This window comes from Bosea sp. PAMC 26642 (assembly GCF_001562255.1).
Lineage (GTDB): Bacteria > Pseudomonadota > Alphaproteobacteria > Rhizobiales > Beijerinckiaceae > Allobosea.
This window is the reverse complement of the sequence record NZ_CP014301.1, coordinates 4036445-4052492: the sequence shown is the minus strand read 5'-3', so window position 1 is coordinate 4052492 and position 16048 is coordinate 4036445. Positions and strand designations below refer to the sequence as shown.

Below are 16048 nucleotides of genomic sequence, written 5' to 3'. Positions count from 1 at the left end.
CCGTTCATGCCGACAGACGACCCGGCGCGGCGCTTCCGTCCGGCGGGCACACCCGTAAGGGAGACGACGCTTTTGGCACAGGCTGACTCGATGACACCACGACCCGACCGAGGCCCGAGGCGCGATCTCGCGCCCGCACGCAGCGACGCTCCGCTGCGCGACGCGATGCCGGCCACCGAAGTCCTGCTGTCCTTCGACGACAACCGGCTGGCGAGCCTCGTCTTCGGCCATTACGACCAGAACCTGGCCCATATCGAGCGGCGGCTTGGCCTGGTGATCAGCCCCAACGGCAATCATGTCACGATCAAGGGACCGCGCGAAACCGCCGAACAGGCCGGGCGCGTGCTGAAGACGCTCTACACCCGCGCCAAGGCCGGTGCCTCGGTGACGCTCGGCGAGGTCGACGGCGCGATCGAGGAGAGCAACATCCAGCGCTCGCTGTTCCCGGCCGACAATGCCGGAAAGGCCTCGTTCGAGGCGGTCGTGACCCGAAAGCGCGGGCCCGTGCGTGCGCGCAACGCGGCGCAGGACGCCTATCTGCGCCAGCTCAAGCGCAATGAACTCGTGCTCGCAGAAGGCCCGGCCGGCACCGGCAAGACCTGGCTCGCAGTCGGTCATGCCGTTTCGCTGATCGAGCAGGGCGTCGTTGAACGCATGGTACTGTCGCGACCGGCGGTCGAGGCCGGCGAGCGGCTCGGTTTCCTGCCCGGAGACATGCGTGAAAAAGTCGATCCGTATCTGCGGCCGATCTACGACGCGCTGAACGACTTCATGGAGGCGCGCCATGTCGAACGCGCGCTGGCGACGGGGATGATCGAGATCGCCCCGCTCGCCTTCATGCGCGGCCGCACCCTGACCAATGCCGTCGTCCTGCTCGACGAGGCGCAGAATGCGACCTCGGTGCAGATGAAGATGTTCCTGACCCGCCTCGGCGAGGGCTCGCGCATGATCATCACCGGCGATCCGACGCAGATCGACCTGCCGCCGGGCCAGCGCTCCGGGCTGATCGAGGCGGTCAAGCTGCTCTCGGGCGTCGAGGGCGTCGGCCATGCCAAGTTCGAGGAGGGCGACGTCGTGCGCCACGACCTCGTGCGCCGCATCGTCATGGCCTATGAGGGCGCCGCCCGCCGCGAACGCGAAGAGCGGGAGGAGCGGATGCGCGCCGCCGTTCCCGAGCCGCAGGCCCCGATCGAAAGCGAGACCGAGGGATTGAAGCGGACCCTGTCGCGGGAGCGGCCGCGATGAAAGACCGACCTCCCGGGCGGCGCCAGGCCTCGCATCCCGAGGCACCGCCGCGACCGGGGACGCCATCACCGGAGCTCGCCATCGCGATCCGGATTCAGTCGCGACGCTGGCGCGACCTCGCTGATCTGCGCGAGCGCATCGACCGGGCCATCGGGGCGGGGCTTGCCGTCGCGCCCGTCGCGCCGCTGCAGGGCGCCGAAGTGAGCCTGCTGCTGACCGACGACAAGCGCATCCGCGCCGTCAACCGTGAATGGCGGGGCTTCGACAAGGCGACCAATGTGCTCTCCTTCCCGGGCGCGCCGCCGGAGCGGATCGCGACGAGCCCGGTTCTCGGCGACATTGTGCTGGCCTATGAGACCATCGCGTCCGAAGCTCTGGCCGAAGACAAGGCGATGGCCGACCATGTCAGCCATCTCGTGATCCACGGCCTGCTCCACCTGCTCGGCGAAGACCATGAGACCGGGACGCAGGCCGAGCGCATGGAAGCCCTCGAGGTCGCGGCGCTTGAACGACTCGGAATCGCCGACCCCTATGCGGATTCCGATCCGCTCACTCCAACCCCAGTGCTTTCCGCAGCATCATGAGCGACGACAGTCGATCCACCCTGACCGAAGCCCCCGGCCGCGGCCTTTCGCACTGGCTCGGGCATTTCCTCGACCGGCTCGGGCTACGCAGCGGCGGCACCATCCGCGAGGAAATCACCGAGGCGCTGGCCCAGGGCAGCGACCAGCTCGCCGATCTCAGCCCGCAGGAGCGGGCGATGCTCTCCAACGTGCTCAGCCTGCGCGAGCGACGGGTCGGCGATGTGATGGTACCGCGCGCCGACATCGTCGCGGTTCCCGCCGACGCCACGCTGAACGAGCTGCTGGCGCTGTTCCGGACGGCCGGGCATTCCCGTCTGCCGGTGTTCGACGACTCGCTCGACGACCCGCGCGGCATGATCCACATCCGCGACTTCCTCGAATTCATCGCCGGACAGGCCAAGTCCGAGACGGGACACGACGCGTCCGAAACGGTCTCGCACGACCTGTCCGCCGTCGATCTCTCGGCGACGCTGGCGACGCTGAAGATCCTGCGGCCCGTGCTCTACGTGCCGCCCTCGATGCCCGCGGTCGACCTCCTCGTCCGGATGCAGGCGACGCGGACCCATATCGCGCTGGTGATCGACGAATATGGCGGCACGGACGGGCTGGTCTCGATGGAGGATCTGGTCGAGATCGTGGTCGGCGACATCGAGGACGAGCATGACCTCGACGAGGCGCCGACGATCGCACCGGCCGGAGACGGCCGCTTCACGGCCGATGCGCGCGCGACGCTGGAAGAGCTGAAAGAGGCTACTGGAATCGACCTTTCCGACAATGAGGTCGCCGAGGATATCGACACGCTGGGCGGGCTGATCGTGACGCTGGCGGGCCGGATTCCGGCCGAGGGCGAAGTGATCGAAGGCCCGGAGGGATTGTTCTTCGAAGTGCTGGAGGCGGATGCGCGCCGGATCAAGCGCCTGCGCATCGAGCGGCGGACGGAGTCCGCCGACAACGATCCAGCGGCCGCGGAAACCGGCTGATGTCCCCGACCGCGCTGGCCGACAGGGTCATCCTCGCCTGGGGCTGGCCACGGCGCCTGATCGCGCTGCTGGCAGGCGCGAGCGGCGCGCTCGCTTTGCCGCCGCTCGACCTCTGGCCGCTGATCGTGGTGCCGATGACCGTCGCGGTCTGGCTCATCGACGGCGCCGTCGGCACGGGATGGGCCCCGCGGCTGCGAGCGGCGCTGGCCGTCGGCTGGTGGTGGGGCTTCGGCTTCTTTCTTGCCGGATTGTGGTGGCTGGGCGCGGCCTTTCTGGTCGAGGCCGACAAGTTCGCCTGGGCGATGCCGCTCGGCGTCGTCGTCCTGCCCGCCTTCCTTGCCGTGTTTCCGGCGCTCGCCTTCGGCTGCGCCCGGCTGCTTTGGCCGAACGGGGCCGGGCGCATCCTCGTGCTCGCCGTCATGCTCGCACTTAGCGAATGGCTGCGCGGCCATGTGCTGACCGGCTTTCCCTGGAACGTCTACGGCATGATGCTGGCGGGCCAGGGTTACATCGCCCAGTTCGCGTCGGTCGTCGGACTCTACGGGCTTACGATCGTCGCGATCGCGATCGGGGCCGCGCCCGCGACATTGGGCAGCGCAGAGTCCGGGGCCGGGCGCTGGCGTGCTCCCATCCTCGCGCTGGCGGTGCTGGGCGGCCTCATCGGCTACGGCTTCTGGCGGGTGCCAACGCAGCCCTCGCCAACGGTGGCGGGTGTAAAACTGCGCCTGATGCAGCCGAACCTGCCGCAGGATGCGAAGTTCAATCCGCGCAACGGCGAGGCGATCCTCAATCATTATCTCGCCCTCAGCGACCGGGCGACGAGTCCGACGACGCTGGGCGTTCAGGACGTCACGCATCTGATCTGGCCGGAATCGGCCTTCCCCTTCCTGCTCGGCCGAACGCCCGCTGCGCTCTCGCAGATCGCCGCGCTGCTGCCGCCGACCACGACGCTGATCACCGGCGCGGCCCGTGCCGGGGAAGCGCTGCCGGGCGAAAGCCGGCCGCCGATCTTCAATTCGATCCAGGTCGTCAACGACGAAGGCGTGATCGTCTCGAGCTACGACAAGGTCCATCTCGTGCCCTTCGGCGAATACCTGCCAGCCTTTCTGGAGCGCCTGATCCGCGGCGTCGGCCTGTCTGAATTCGTCTCGGTGCCGGGCGGCTTCGCGTCCGGGGGGAGGCGGAGTCCGCTCGCCATCCGCGGCCTGCCGCCGGCGGCGGCGCTGATCTGCTACGAGGTCGTCTTTCCCGGCCAGGCGATGCCGCAGGGTCCGCGCCCCGGCTTTATGCTGAACCTGACCAATGACGGCTGGTTCGGGCAGACGAGCGGTCCCTATCAGCACCTCGCACAGGCACGGCTGCGGGCGATCGAGGAAGGCCTGCCGCTGATCCGGGCTGCCAATACCGGCGTATCGGCTGTCGTCGATGCCTATGGCCGCATCATCGCGAGCCTGCCGCTCGGCACGGAGGGAGTGCTCGATGCGAGCCTGCCGAGAAGTGTTGCCGCTACGCCCTACGCGCAGTACGGGGATGCTCTTTTCGCGGTGCTCGTTGTCGGTTTTCTTGCCCTATCGCGGGTTCGGCGAAGCTGATCATCCCATCTGGAACTTTTTTCGCGGGCCGGATGGTGGTTCAGTCTGGAACTTGTTACAAATGCGTTACAAGGGATTTCCGTCAGGTCGCGGTTCCCGTTGAGGTGGTTTGATCCGAGGGCCGTCGATCCATGATGAAGAAAGTCCCGAACCCGATCGATCGCCATGTCGGCGCCCGCGTCCGGATGCGCCGGATGCTGGCGAGCATCAGCCAGGAGAAGCTGGGAGAGGCGCTCGGACTGACGTTCCAGCAGATCCAGAAGTACGAAAAGGGCTCCAACAGGATCAGCGCCAGCCGGCTGCAGCAGATTGCCAAGACGCTCGATGTGCCCGTCTCCTTCTTCTTCGACGGCGCCCCGACCGGAGACATGCCGAGCGGCGGATTCTCGGACGCCGCCTCGACCGCCTATATCTCGGACTTCCTGGCGACGAGCGAAGGCGTGCAGCTGACCAAGGCCTTCATCCGCATCAAGAGCGCCCGCGTGCGGCGACGGGTCGTCGATCTGGTCGAGGCCCTGGCCGAGGAAGACGCCGGAACCGCGTGATCTGGTGCATATTTCGTTCTTTTTGGCGAACGAAGCTCCCGATAAACGGATAGTGATGCTTGACGGCGAACGCGTCCGCTGCAAAGAGAGCGTCCGTTTTCGCTGATCGAGCGCAGCTTCGCGCCGGTCATCCGATCCGCCGCATCTGAAGGACATCGAGATCGTGTCACGCCAGAATTACCTGTTCACCAGCGAGTCCGTCGGCGAAGGCCATCCCGACAAGATCTGCGACCGGATTTCCGACGAAGTCGTCGATCTGTTCTTCAAGGAAGCCGCCAAGTCCGGCATGGACGCGGCCCAGGTGCGCGTTGCCTGCGAGACGCTGGCGACGACCAACCGCGTCGTCATCGCCGGCGAGGTCCGCACCTCGCTCGACGAGAAGGCGATGAAGAGCAAGGTCAAGTCGGCCGCGCGCAAGGCGATCAAGGCGATCGGCTACGAGCAGGACGGCTTCCACTGGAAGAAGTGCAAGATCGACGTGCTGCTGCACGCACAGTCGGCCGACATCGCCCAGGGCGTCGACGCCGCCGGCAACAAGGACGAGGGCGCGGGCGACCAGGGCATCATGTTCGGCTATGCCTGCCGCGAGACGCCCGAGCTGATGCCGGCACCGATCTACTACGCCCACAAGATCCTCGAGACGCTGGCCAAGGCCCGCCATGCCAAGGACGGCGCTGCCGCCAAGCTCGGCCCCGACGCCAAGAGCCAGGTCACGGTCAAATACGAGAACGGCAAGCCTGTCGGCGTCACGCAGATCGTGCTGTCGACCCAGCATATCGACGAGAGCCTGTCCTCGGCCGACGTCCGCAAGATCGTCGAGCCCTATATCCGCTCGACGCTTCCCGAGGGCTGGATCACCAAGGAGACCGTCTGGCACGTCAACCCGACCGGCAAATTCGTGATCGGCGGCCCCGACGGCGATGCCGGCCTGACCGGCCGCAAGATCATCGTCGACACCTATGGCGGGGCTGCGCCCCATGGCGGCGGCGCCTTCTCCGGCAAGGATCCGACCAAGGTCGATCGCTCGGCAGCTTACGCGGCGCGCTATCTCGCCAAGAACGTCGTCGCGGCCAAGCTGGCCGACCGCTGCACGATCCAGCTGTCCTATGCCATCGGCGTGGCCAAGCCGCTGTCGATCTATGTCGACCTGCACGACACCGGCAAGGTCGACGAGGCCAAGCTCGAATCCGTGCTGGGCACCGTGATGGATCTGACCCCGCGCGGCATCCGCACGCATCTCCAGCTCAACAAGCCGATCTACGCGAAATCGGCGGCCTATGGCCATTTTGGCCGCAAGGCCGGCCGCGACGGCAGCTTCTCCTGGGAGAAGACCGATCTGGTCGATGCGCTGAAGAAGGCCGTCGCCTGAACAGCGCTGCTTGGATAAACCGATCAGGCCGGAGCCAATCGCTCCGGCCTTTTTCTTTTGCTACAAAGTCCCCAACGCGCCGTCATCCCGGGCGCAGCGAAGCGGAGACCCGGGATCCATTCCTGAACCTCACAGAGAGGCGTTCTGGAATGGATCCCGGATCGGCGCCGCGTCGCGGCTTGTCCGGGATGACGGCGCGTTTCCGAAAAACATCGTCAAAGACCGCTCATGACCGACGAGTTCAATCCCGACCGCGCCTTCTTCGGGCGACGCAAGGGCAAGGCGCTGCGCGAGGGACAGGCCGCCCAGATCGACGGCGTACTGCCGCGGCTGCGCCTACCCGAGGGCGAGATCTCCGACCTCACGGCGCTGTTTCCGCAGACTGTCAGTGCCGTGAGGCTCGAAATCGGCTTCGGGGGCGGCGAGCATCTCCTGCATCGGATGCGCGAGAGCCCCGATATCGGCTTCATCGGCGTCGAGCCCTTCATCAATGGGATGGCGAAATTCCTGGCCGTGATCGAACGCGACGGCCTGACGAACATCCGGCTCTGGGACGGCGATGCGGCACTGATGCTGCCGTGCCTGCCCGCCGGCTCGCTCGACGCGATCGACCTGCTCTATCCCGATCCGTGGCCGAAACGCAGGCAGCGCAAGCGCCGTTTCGTCTCCGAGCGGACGCTGGAGCTGTTTGCCCGCGCCTTGCGGCCTGATGGTCGGCTCAGGTTCGCCAGCGATATCGACGATTATGTCGGCTGGACGCTGTCGCGGCTGCTGGCTTCGCCGGATTTCGAGTGGACGGACGAGAAGGCCGACGACTGGCGGCAGCCCTATCCCGGCTGGGTCCGCACGCGCTACGAGGCCAAGGCGGTCGCGGCGGGTCGCGTGCCGAGCTATCTCACTGCGCGGCGTCGCGCGCCCTGAGGAAGCCGAGGACGCGCTGCGCCGTGGTGGGGGTGAGATTGCGGAAACTCTGGCGCGCCTTCTCGATGGCGGGCGCCGATTTTCCGTGATCGTTGCGCAGGCCGATCAGCGCGCGCGTCGTCTCCCAGGACCAGCCCAGCCCGCGCCCGACCAGCAGCACGGCGTCGCGATCGGCTCCCAGGATGATCTGCTCCGTCGCCGGCAGGCCAAGCCGTGCCAGGATGGCGACCGCGCAGGTCGCGTGTTCCGTCGCACCGGCCGTGGCAAATTCGGCGACCTTGGCTTCGTCGAGCCGGCCGGCCTCGTTCAGGCGGTTGATCTCCAGGAGAGCGGCGCTGACCTTACCGAGATCGTCGTGCATCTGCCGGCCCTGCGCGGCGACGGCCTCAGCCCCGCGCTCGACAGCACCGTCGATGGCGCCGGCGAGACCAGGATCGATCGTCGCCGAGAGACGGCGACGCGCGGAATTCTTGGCGGCGGTCATCAGCTGTTCGGCAAGTTCGGCGGGGATGTCGCGGCGCGTCCCCAGCGTCGCCTGCAGGGCGTCGTCCTGGGCGGCGCGCATCACGAGCACGCCCATGCCATGGCGCGAGAAGCGCGCCGTCTGGTTGGCCGCGACAGCGTGGGTGACGACCCGGCCGCCACGCAGGATCAGGAAATCTGTGACGGGCTCGCCGAGATGAGGCCGCTCGGTGATGGCCAGCATGTGGTCCCGGCCCTTGGCGGCCGAGACCGCGACCAGATCCTGGTCGGTCAGGCGGGGCGAGCCGATCAGGACGGAGCGGGCGACGGCGATCTCGTCGAGGGCGAGTTGGCGGATCACGCCGCCCGGCGCATTGTCGATACTGGCGAGGCGTTCGGCCAGTTCGATCCGGGCGCGGGTCTCGATGGCGCGTGACAGCCGGCCGATCACGACGTCGAAGATGTTGACCTGATCGTCGGCCATGCCGGATGCGGTGGCGACGAACAGGTCGGTCAGCCGCGCCAGAATCTGCACGCGCTCCTCGTTGGAACCACGCACCATCGTCGATTCGAGATCACGCAGCAGCGTGTTGACCGAACTCATTCCGCAACCCCAGGCCCACTCGCACCTGACCATGCGCCCAAAGAATGACCAGCGCGTTAGCGCGATCTTCGAAAGCGGCCCGGCCGTTCGGACAAAGCCCGCCGCGCTTCGAGCTTGCATGAGGCGGCAAGCGGGATTAGACAGGCGTCCAACAGCTCTGGTACGGTGAAAGCCGATGATCAAGAGTGGGCCTGCCGGCCCGCTCTTTTTTGTTGGCGCGAGCCCTGCCGGGGAAAAGGCAGGCCGGGCATGAACGAACCGAGAGCAGCTGACCAGGATCCACGGCTCATCACCGAGAGCGGTGTCGCTGCACGCGTCGCGGCCGTCGTCGAGCCGGCGATCGCGGATCTCGGCTACAGGCTGGTGCGGGTCCGCGTCAGCGGCCAGAACGGCTGCACGGTCCAGATCATGGCCGAGAAGCCGGACGGCACCATGAATGTCGAGGGCTGCGAGGCCGTCAGCCAGGCGGTGTCGCCGGCACTCGATGTCGACGACCCGGTGCAGGTCGCCTACCATCTCGAGGTGTCGTCGCCGGGAATCGACCGGCCGCTGGTTCGGGCCGGCGATTTCGAGCGCTGGGCCGGGCATCTTGCCAAGATCGATACCGAGCAGGTCGTGGCCGGGCGCAAGCGCTTTCGCGGCATCCTGCGCGGCGTGGACGGCGGCGACGCGCTGCTGTCGCGTGACGATGCGAAGTCGGAGGAGGAGCGCGACGTCGCGATCCCGATGCGGCTGATCGCCGAGGCCCGGCTCGTGCTGACCGACGCGCTGATCACCGAATCGCTCCGGCGCGGCAAGGCGGGACTTCCGCCCGAGATGCCGCCGGTCGAAGAACTCGCCACCCCGCCCAAGGGCCGGAAGAAATCGCTGGGACCGCGTCCGGACAAGAAGCCCGGCGCTGCTCCGCAGCCTACAGAAACCGAAGAGGAGTAAGCGCCATGGTCGTCAGCGCCAACAGGCTCGAACTGCTGCAGATCGCCGATGCGGTCGCCCGCGAGAAATCGATCGACCGGCAGATCGTCGTCGATGCCATGCAGGATGCGATCGCCAAGGCGGCGCGCTCGCGCTACGGCGCCGAGACCGACGTCCATGCCGAGATCAACACCAAGACCGGCGAGCTCAGGCTGGCCCGCCATCTTCAGGTCGTCGATCTGGTCGAGAACGGCGCGATCGAGATCACGGTCGACGAGGCCAAGCGCCACAATCCTGCGGCCCAGGTCGGCGACGTGATCGCCGATCCGCTGCCGCCCTTCGATTTCGGCCGCATCGCGGCGCAGTCGGCCAAGCAGGTCATCGTGCAGAAGGTGCGCGAGGCCGAGCGCGACCGCCAATACGACGAGTACAAGGACCGCATCGGCGAGATCGTCAACGGCGCGGTCAAGCGCGTCGAATACGGCAACGTCTTCGTCGATCTCGGCCGCGGCGAGGCGATCATCCGCCGCGACGAGATGATCCCGCGCGAGACCTTCAAAGTCGGCGACCGTGCCCGCGCCTATGTCTACGACGTGCGCCGCGAGCCGCGCGGCCCGCAGATATTCCTGTCGCGCACCCATCCGCAGTTCATGGCCAAGCTGTTCGGCCAGGAAGTGCCCGAGATTTATGACGGCATCGTCGAGATCAAGGCTGTGGCCCGCGATCCCGGCTCGCGCGCCAAGATCGCCGTGATCAGCCGCGATTCCTCGATCGACCCGGTCGGCGCCTGCGTCGGCATGAGGGGTTCGCGCGTCCAGGCCGTCGTCGGCGAGCTGCAGGGCGAGAAGATCGACATCATCCCGTGGTCGCCCGATGTCGCGACCTTCGTCGTCAACGCGCTGCAGCCGGCGGAAGTCGCCAAGGTCGTGCTCGACGAGGAGGCCGACAAGATCGAGGTCGTGGTGCCCGACGAGCAGCTCTCGCTCGCCATCGGCCGTCGTGGCCAGAACGTTCGCCTCGCCTCGCAGCTCACCGGCTGGGACATCGACATCCTGACAGAGGCCGAGGAATCGGAGCGCCGCCAGAAGGAGTTCGTGACGCGCACCGACATCTTCATGAACGCGCTGAACGTCGACGAGACGGTCGGCCAGCTGCTCGCCTCGGAAGGTTTCCGGACCGTCGAGGAAGTCGCCTATGTCGAGCCGTCAGAACTCGCCTCGATCGAGGGCTTCGACGAGGACACCGCCGCTGAGATCCAGTCGCGCGCGCAGGAATATCTGGCGACCATCGAGGCCGAGTTCGACGAGAAGCGCCTTGCGCTCGGCGTCGAGGACGCATTGCGCGAAGTCGACGGCATCACCACATCCATGATGGTGGCGCTGGGCGAGAACGACGTGAAGAGCGTCGAGGATCTCGCCGGCTGTGCCACCGACGACCTCGTCGGCTGGACCGAACGCAAGGATGGCGAGACGACCCGCCATGCGGGCTATCTCGACGGCTTCGATCTCTCGCGCCAGGACGCCGAAGCCATCGTGATGGCCGCACGCGTCAAGGCCGGCTGGATCGAGGCTCCCGTCGAAGAGACAATCGACGCGGAAGCGCCGGCCGAGACGGAAGAGGCCTGAGCCGGGGCGACCGCAGGAGTGCCGGCGATGAAGGCGGCCTCGACGCGCGAAACCCGCCGGGACGGCTCGGAACGGAGCTGCGTGGTAACGCGCGCCGTTAAGGCTCCCGAGGACCTGATCCGCTTCGTGGTCGGTCCAGACGGCGTGCTGACGCCGGATCTGCGCCGCAAGCTGCCCGGACGTGGTGTCTGGACGAGCTTGAGCGCAGCCCGGGTGACTGAGGCGATCAAGCGCAAGGCGTTCGAGCGATCGCTGAAGACGAAGGTGACCGTGCCGCCCGATCTGGTGGCGATGATCGACGGGCTGATGCTGCGCGACGCGCTTCAGGCGCTGGCCATGGCGAACAAGGCGGGGCTGGTCTCGTCGGGTTTCGCCAAGGTCGAGGCCACGGTCGGCTCGGGGCGCTGCGCGGCGGTGATCGAGGCGAGCGACGGCGCCGAAGATGGGCGCCGCAAGATCGGACAGGCCTTGAGGCGGGTCGAGATCGCGCGTGAAACGGACGGGCTCAAGCCCCGGAAAGTGCCGGTCGTCGCTATTTTCGCGTCGGCCGATTTGGAATTGGCGTTGGGGCGGGCACATGTGATACATGCGGCCCTTGCTCCGGGACCGGCGGCCGAGGGTTTCCTCTCCCGCTGGCGTCGGCTCGTCCGCTATCGGACGGATGACGCAAGTCCAGACGATGCGGATGTGATGCAGCCGGAGGCTCCGGCGGATCTCGACGACACCAACGAACTGACGACCGAAGCGGCAGGACCGAAAGCGGCAGGACCGAAAGCATAATGAGCGATACCAAGACCCCGGGCGACAAGACACTGAGCGTGGCCCCCCCGAAGACCCTGACCCTGAAGCGTCCCGTCGAGCAGAGCACTGTCCGGCAGAGCTTCTCGCATGGGCGCTCGAAGCAGGTGGTCGTCGAGGTGAAGCGGCGCGTCGCCGGCCCCGAAGTCAAGGAGGCGCCGGTCGTCCGCGCGCCCCAGCCAGCTGTGCAGCAGGCAGCGCCGCGCCCGGCCGCCCCGCCGACACCTCCGGCCCCGCCGCGTCCCGCAGGCGGGATGCTGCTGCGTACTCTTTCCGAGGACGAGAAGGATGCGCGCCAGCGCGTGCTCTCGGACTCCCGCGTTCGCGAGGCTGAAGCGCGCCGCATCGCCGAGGACGAGGCGCGCCAGCGTGCAGCCGCGGTCGAACGCGACCGTCAGGAGCGTGAAGCGGCCCTTGCCCGCCAGCGCGAGGACGAGGAGCGCCGCCGCCAGGACGACGATCTCAAACGCCGGGCCGAGAGCGCCGCGCGCCAGCGCATGAACGAGGAGGCGCCGCGTCCTCCGCAGCCGCCGCGCGAGTTCACGCCCGCACCGCAATCCGAGAACAACAGCACGCCGGCGCCGGCCTATGCCCAGGCTCCGCGTCCCGCACCGTCGGGCCCGCGTCCCGATTTCGCGCCGCGTACGCCGATGCGCGACATCGGTGCACGTCCGCCCCGGCTCGATTCTCGGCCGCCGCGCCTCGATACGCCGCGTCCGCCGCGCCCGGTCGATGCGACCGCTCCGGCGGAACCGGCCATCACCCGGCCGACGCGTCAGGCTCCTTCAACGGCAGCGCCGCGCAGCCGTCCCGACGACGGCGAGGCGCGTCCCGCGTTCCGCCGTCCCGGTGGCTTTGCCGGTGGTCCGCCGCGTGGTGCACCCGTGCCCGCGCCCAAGACCCCCAAGGTCGGGGAAAAAGTTCGCGGCCGCCTGACGCTGTCGACCGCCACGGGCGGTGACGACGAGCGTACGCGTTCGGTCGCGGCCTTCCGCCGCCGCGTCCAGCGCATGACCGGGCACCGCGCCTCGGATGTCGCCAAGGAACGCGTGATGCGCGAGGTGATCATCCCCGAGACGATCACCATCCAGGAACTCGCCAACCGCATGACCGAGCGGGGCGTCGACGTCATCCGCCTGCTGATGAAGCAGGGCGCGATGCACAAGATCACCGATGTGATCGACGCCGACACCGCCCAGCTCGTCGCCGAGGAAATGGGCCACACCGTCAAGCGCGTGGCCGAATCCGACGTCGAGGAAGGCCTGTTCGACACGCCAGACACTGACGAAACGCTGGAGCCGCGTCCGGCCGTCGTGACGATCATGGGCCATGTCGACCACGGCAAGACCTCGCTGCTCGATGCGATCCGCCAGACCCATGTCGTCTCCGGCGAGGCCGGCGGCATCACCCAGCATATCGGCGCCTATCAGGTGACGACTCCGTCGGGCGCCAAGGTGACCTTCATCGACACGCCCGGCCACGCCGCCTTCACGGCGATGCGCGCCCGCGGCGCCAAGGTGACGGACGTCGTCGTGCTCGTGGTCGCGGCCGATGACGGCGTCATGCCGCAGACGATCGAGGCCATCAACCACGCCAAGGCGGCCAAGGTGCCGCTGATCGTGGCGATCAACAAGATCGACAAATCGGACGCCAATCCCGAGCGCGTGCGCTCGGAACTGCTGCAGTACGAGATCCAGGTCGAGACGCTCGGCGGCGAGACGCTGGAAATCGAGGTTTCGGCCAAGACGCGCCAGAATCTCGACAAGCTGCTCGAGGCGATCGCGCTGCAGGCCGAACTGCTCGACCTCAAGGCCGACCCTGTGCGGCCGGCCGAAGGCACCGTGATCGAGGCCAAGCTCGACCGCGGCCGCGGTCCCGTCGCCACCGTTCTGGTTCAGCGCGGCACTTTGCGCACCGGCGACATCGTCGTCGCGGGTTCCGAATGGGGCCGCGTTCGCGCCCTGATCGGGGACACCGGTGCGCAGATCAAGGAGGCCCCGCCTTCGCTGCCCGTCGAGGTGCTCGGCTTCAACGGCACGCCCGAGGCCGGCGACCGCGTCGCGGTGGTCGAGTCGGAAGCGCGTGCCCGCGAGATCACCGACTACCGCGAGCGCCAGAAGCGCGACCGCGTGGCGGCGCGCGGCGGCGCCTCGGGCGGCGGGCGCTCGCTCGCCGAGATGATGCGCGACCTCAAGGAAGGCGCCGGCCGCAAGGAGTTCCCGCTCGTCATCAAGGGCGACGTGCAGGGCTCGGTCGAGGCCATCGTGGGGACTTTGGAAAAGGTCGGCAACGAGGAGGTGCGCGCCCGCGTGCTGCAGTCGGGCGTCGGCGCGATCACCGAATCCGACATCACGCTGGCCCAGGCCTCGGGCGCGGCCGTGATCGGCTTCAACGTCCGCGCGCACAAGGAAGCGCGTGAGGCGGCAGAACGAGCCGGCGTCGAAATCCGCTATTACAACATCATCTACAACCTCGTGGACGATGTGAAAGCGGCGATGTCTGGCCTGCTGGCCCCGACTTTGCGCGAAACCATGCTCGGCAATGCCCAGATCCTGGAGATCTTCGCGGTCTCCAAGGTCGGCAAGATCGCGGGCTGCCGCGTCACCGATGGTACGATCGAGCGCGGCGCCAATGTCCGCCTGATCCGCGACAACGTCGTCGTCCACGAGGGCAAGCTCGCCCAGCTCAAGCGCTTCAAGGACGACGCCAAGGAAGTGGTGGCGGGCCAGGAGTGCGGCATGTCCTTCGAGAACTACCAGGACATGCGCGCCGGCGACGTGATCGAGTGCTACCGCGTCGAGGAGATCAAGCGCACGCTGTAAGGCGAACCGCTTTTGCAACAAGCGCGTCATGGCCGGGCTTGACCCGGCCATCCCGTCGTGAACAGAGCGCCGCCCAGGCGCCTTATCCTTCAAGAGATGGTCGGGTCAGGCCCGACCATGACGTTTGATCCGGTCCGATCCCGGAGAACGAGAACCATGGCAAAATCAGCAAAACCATCCGGCTCTGCGCAGCGTCAGTTGCGTATCGGCGAGGTCATCCGTCACGCGCTCGCCGAACTGCTCGCGCGCGGCGACATTCATGACGAAGTGCTGGCCAAGCATGTCATCACCGTGCCCGAAGTCCGACTCTCGACGGACCTCAAGCTCGCCACCTGCTTCGTGATGCCGTTGGGTGGCGGCGATGTGAAGCCCGTGCTGAAGGCGCTGAACGACCACAAGCGCTATATCCGCGGCGAGATCGCCCATCGCGTGAACCTGAAATATGCGCCCGATATCCGCTTCCTGCAGGATGAGAGCTTTGCCGAGGCCGAGCGCGTCGATGCGCTGCTCTATTCCGACAAGGTGCGCCGCGACATTCTCAAGCAGCCGCTGCGGATCGGACAGGATGAGGGAACGCAGCAGGCGGAACCTGACGATGAGTGAGGTCACCGATACCGAGGACGCCGCTCCGGAAATCCTAGAAGGCGGCCGCAGCTTCGCGCCGCGACCCAAGAAGCGCGACGTCCATGGCTGGGTGGTCCTGGACAAGCCGGTCGGCATGACCTCGACCCATGCCGTCGCGGTGGTCAAGCGGGTCTTTTCCGCCAAGAAGGCAGGCCATGCCGGCACGCTCGATCCGCTAGCGTCAGGCCTGCTGCCGATCGCGCTCGGCGAGGCGACCAAGACCGTTCCCTTCGTGATGGATGGGCGCAAGGCCTATGAGTTCACCGTGGCCTGGGGCAGCCAGACCGACACCGACGATACCGAAGGCAAGGTCATCGCCTCGTCGGATGCGCGTCCGGAGATCGACTCGATCACAGCCCTGCTGCCGCGCTTCACCGGGACGATCAGCCAGGTCCCGCCGAAATATTCGGCGATCAAGATCGCAGGCGAACGTGCCTACGATCTTGCCCGCGACGGCGAGGATGTCGTGCTGGAGGCCAGACCCGTCGAGATCGATGCCCTGCGCGTCGTCAGCCATGAAGGCGAGCGCACCACCTTCGAGGCCGAATGCGGCAAGGGCACGTATGTCCGGGCGATCGCACGCGATCTCGGGCTGGCGCTGGGCTGCCTCGGGCATGTCGCGCATCTGCGACGGACGCGCGTGGGGCCGTTCAGCGTGGCAGACGCCGCCACAGTCGAGATGCTGCGCGACGAGCCGGACGGGCCCGCCAGGGCGCTGCGGCCGGTCGCCACCGCGCTCAGCCTGATTCCCGAGATCGCGGTGCACCGCGATGCGGCCCTGCGGCTGAAACGCGGTCAGAGCGTGCTCCTGCGCGGGCGCGACGCTCCGGTGGAATCGCAGGCCGTCTATGCGACATCCGGTGGCGTGCTGATCGCGACCGGCTCGATCGACCAGGGCGAATTCGTGCCGCACAGGGTATTTAACCTGTAGCTGCAGCGTGAATCTTGCTGCAGAGCGGCAAGGT

General features: G+C 67.5%; 14 protein-coding genes. 13 read left to right on the top strand and 1 reads right to left on the bottom strand.

Features of this window, described 5'->3' with window-relative positions; genetic code table 11:
* The first annotated feature begins 165 nt into the window (after window positions 1–165).
* The 7 genes from AXW83_RS19505 (at window position 166) to trmB (ending at window position 7236) form a co-directional block, all read left to right on the top strand.
* Window positions 166–1245, top strand: a complete 1080-nt coding sequence (locus AXW83_RS19505; protein WP_236841975.1) for a PhoH family protein — start codon at window positions 166–168, stop codon at window positions 1243–1245.
* Window positions 1242–1829, top strand: a complete 588-nt coding sequence (gene ybeY, locus AXW83_RS19500) for an rRNA maturation RNase YbeY (RefSeq protein ID WP_082767254.1) — start codon at window positions 1242–1244, stop codon at window positions 1827–1829. Before AXW83_RS19505 ends, ybeY begins: the two co-directional genes overlap by 4 nt.
* Window positions 1826–2809 carry a hemolysin family protein gene (locus AXW83_RS19495; protein WP_066616114.1) on the top strand — a complete coding sequence of 328 codons (984 nt, stop codon included), beginning with the start codon at window positions 1826–1828 and terminating at the stop codon, window positions 2807–2809. Before ybeY ends, AXW83_RS19495 begins: the two co-directional genes overlap by 4 nt.
* Window positions 2809–4401, top strand: a complete 1593-nt coding sequence (gene lnt, locus AXW83_RS19490; RefSeq protein WP_066616112.1) for an apolipoprotein N-acyltransferase — start codon at window positions 2809–2811, stop codon at window positions 4399–4401. The genes AXW83_RS19495 and lnt overlap by 1 nt, the downstream gene beginning before the upstream one ends.
* A 131-nt stretch (window positions 4402–4532) precedes the next feature.
* Window positions 4533–4946 carry a helix-turn-helix domain-containing protein gene (locus tag AXW83_RS19485; RefSeq protein WP_066616110.1) on the top strand — a complete coding sequence of 138 codons (414 nt, stop codon included), beginning with the start codon at window positions 4533–4535 and terminating at the stop codon, window positions 4944–4946.
* A 163-nt stretch (window positions 4947–5109) separates the two neighbouring features.
* Window positions 5110–6315, top strand: coding sequence for a methionine adenosyltransferase (metK, locus tag AXW83_RS19480; RefSeq protein ID WP_066616108.1), 1206 nt, complete (start codon window positions 5110–5112; stop codon window positions 6313–6315).
* Window positions 6316–6543: 228 nt separating this feature from the next.
* Window positions 6544–7236: a tRNA (guanine(46)-N(7))-methyltransferase TrmB gene (gene trmB / locus AXW83_RS19475; protein ID WP_066616106.1), complete on the top strand. Its 693-nt coding sequence runs from the start codon at window positions 6544–6546 to the stop codon at window positions 7234–7236.
* Here the strand turns inward: trmB and AXW83_RS19470 are convergent.
* Window positions 7211–8302, bottom strand: a complete 1092-nt coding sequence (locus AXW83_RS19470) for a DUF2336 domain-containing protein (protein WP_066616105.1) — start codon at window positions 8300–8302, stop codon at window positions 7211–7213. The genes trmB and AXW83_RS19470 overlap by 26 nt on opposite strands.
* A gap of 249 nt (window positions 8303–8551) precedes the next feature.
* Between AXW83_RS19470 and rimP the strand changes: the two genes are divergently transcribed.
* The 6 genes from rimP (at window position 8552) to truB (ending at window position 16014) form a co-directional block, all read left to right on the top strand.
* Window positions 8552–9235 carry a ribosome maturation factor RimP gene (gene rimP / locus AXW83_RS19465; protein ID WP_066616104.1) on the top strand — a complete coding sequence of 228 codons (684 nt, stop codon included), beginning with the start codon at window positions 8552–8554 and terminating at the stop codon, window positions 9233–9235.
* Between the two features lie 5 nt (window positions 9236–9240).
* Complete coding sequence (gene nusA / locus AXW83_RS19460) at window positions 9241–10839, top strand: transcription termination factor NusA (RefSeq protein WP_066616103.1); 1599 nt, start codon at window positions 9241–9243, stop codon at window positions 10837–10839.
* Between the two features lie 27 nt (window positions 10840–10866).
* On the top strand, window positions 10867–11619 hold the full coding sequence (locus tag AXW83_RS19455; protein WP_066616101.1) for an RNA-binding protein: 753 nt from the start codon (window positions 10867–10869) through the stop codon (window positions 11617–11619).
* Window positions 11619–14459 (top strand): translation initiation factor IF-2, encoded by a 2841-nt coding sequence (infB, locus tag AXW83_RS19450; protein ID WP_066616100.1) that lies wholly within the window; start codon window positions 11619–11621, stop codon window positions 14457–14459. Before AXW83_RS19455 ends, infB begins: the two co-directional genes overlap by 1 nt.
* A gap of 156 nt (window positions 14460–14615) precedes the next feature.
* Complete coding sequence (rbfA, locus tag AXW83_RS19445) at window positions 14616–15062, top strand: 30S ribosome-binding factor RbfA (RefSeq protein WP_066616098.1); 447 nt, start codon at window positions 14616–14618, stop codon at window positions 15060–15062.
* The gene (gene truB / locus AXW83_RS19440) at window positions 15055–16014 is read left to right on the top strand and encodes a tRNA pseudouridine(55) synthase TruB (protein WP_236841721.1); all 960 of its coding nucleotides are present in this window, start codon (window positions 15055–15057) and stop codon (window positions 16012–16014) included. Before rbfA ends, truB begins: the two co-directional genes overlap by 8 nt.
* The last annotated feature ends 34 nt before the right edge of the window (window positions 16015–16048 follow it).

Coding starts and splice junctions, on each gene's coding strand:
- lnt (WP_066616112.1), top strand. CDS start 2,809: ATGTCCCCGACCGCGCTGGCCGACAGGGTCATCCTCGCCTGGGGCTGG.
- rimP (WP_066616104.1), top strand. CDS start 8,552: ATGAACGAACCGAGAGCAGCTGACCAGGATCCACGGCTCATCACCGAG.
- AXW83_RS19495 (WP_066616114.1), top strand. CDS start 1,826: ATGAGCGACGACAGTCGATCCACCCTGACCGAAGCCCCCGGCCGCGGC.
- ybeY (WP_082767254.1), top strand. CDS start 1,242: ATGAAAGACCGACCTCCCGGGCGGCGCCAGGCCTCGCATCCCGAGGCA.
- rbfA (WP_066616098.1), top strand. CDS start 14,616: ATGGCAAAATCAGCAAAACCATCCGGCTCTGCGCAGCGTCAGTTGCGT.
- AXW83_RS19455 (WP_066616101.1), top strand. CDS start 10,867: ATGAAGGCGGCCTCGACGCGCGAAACCCGCCGGGACGGCTCGGAACGG.
- trmB (WP_066616106.1), top strand. CDS start 6,544: ATGACCGACGAGTTCAATCCCGACCGCGCCTTCTTCGGGCGACGCAAG.
- nusA (WP_066616103.1), top strand. CDS start 9,241: ATGGTCGTCAGCGCCAACAGGCTCGAACTGCTGCAGATCGCCGATGCG.
- AXW83_RS19470 (WP_066616105.1), bottom strand. CDS start 8,302: ATGAGTTCGGTCAACACGCTGCTGCGTGATCTCGAATCGACGATGGTG.
- AXW83_RS19505 (WP_236841975.1), top strand. CDS start 166: ATGCCGGCCACCGAAGTCCTGCTGTCCTTCGACGACAACCGGCTGGCG.
- infB (WP_066616100.1), top strand. CDS start 11,619: ATGAGCGATACCAAGACCCCGGGCGACAAGACACTGAGCGTGGCCCCC.
- AXW83_RS19485 (WP_066616110.1), top strand. CDS start 4,533: ATGATGAAGAAAGTCCCGAACCCGATCGATCGCCATGTCGGCGCCCGC.
- truB (WP_236841721.1), top strand. CDS start 15,055: ATGAGTGAGGTCACCGATACCGAGGACGCCGCTCCGGAAATCCTAGAA.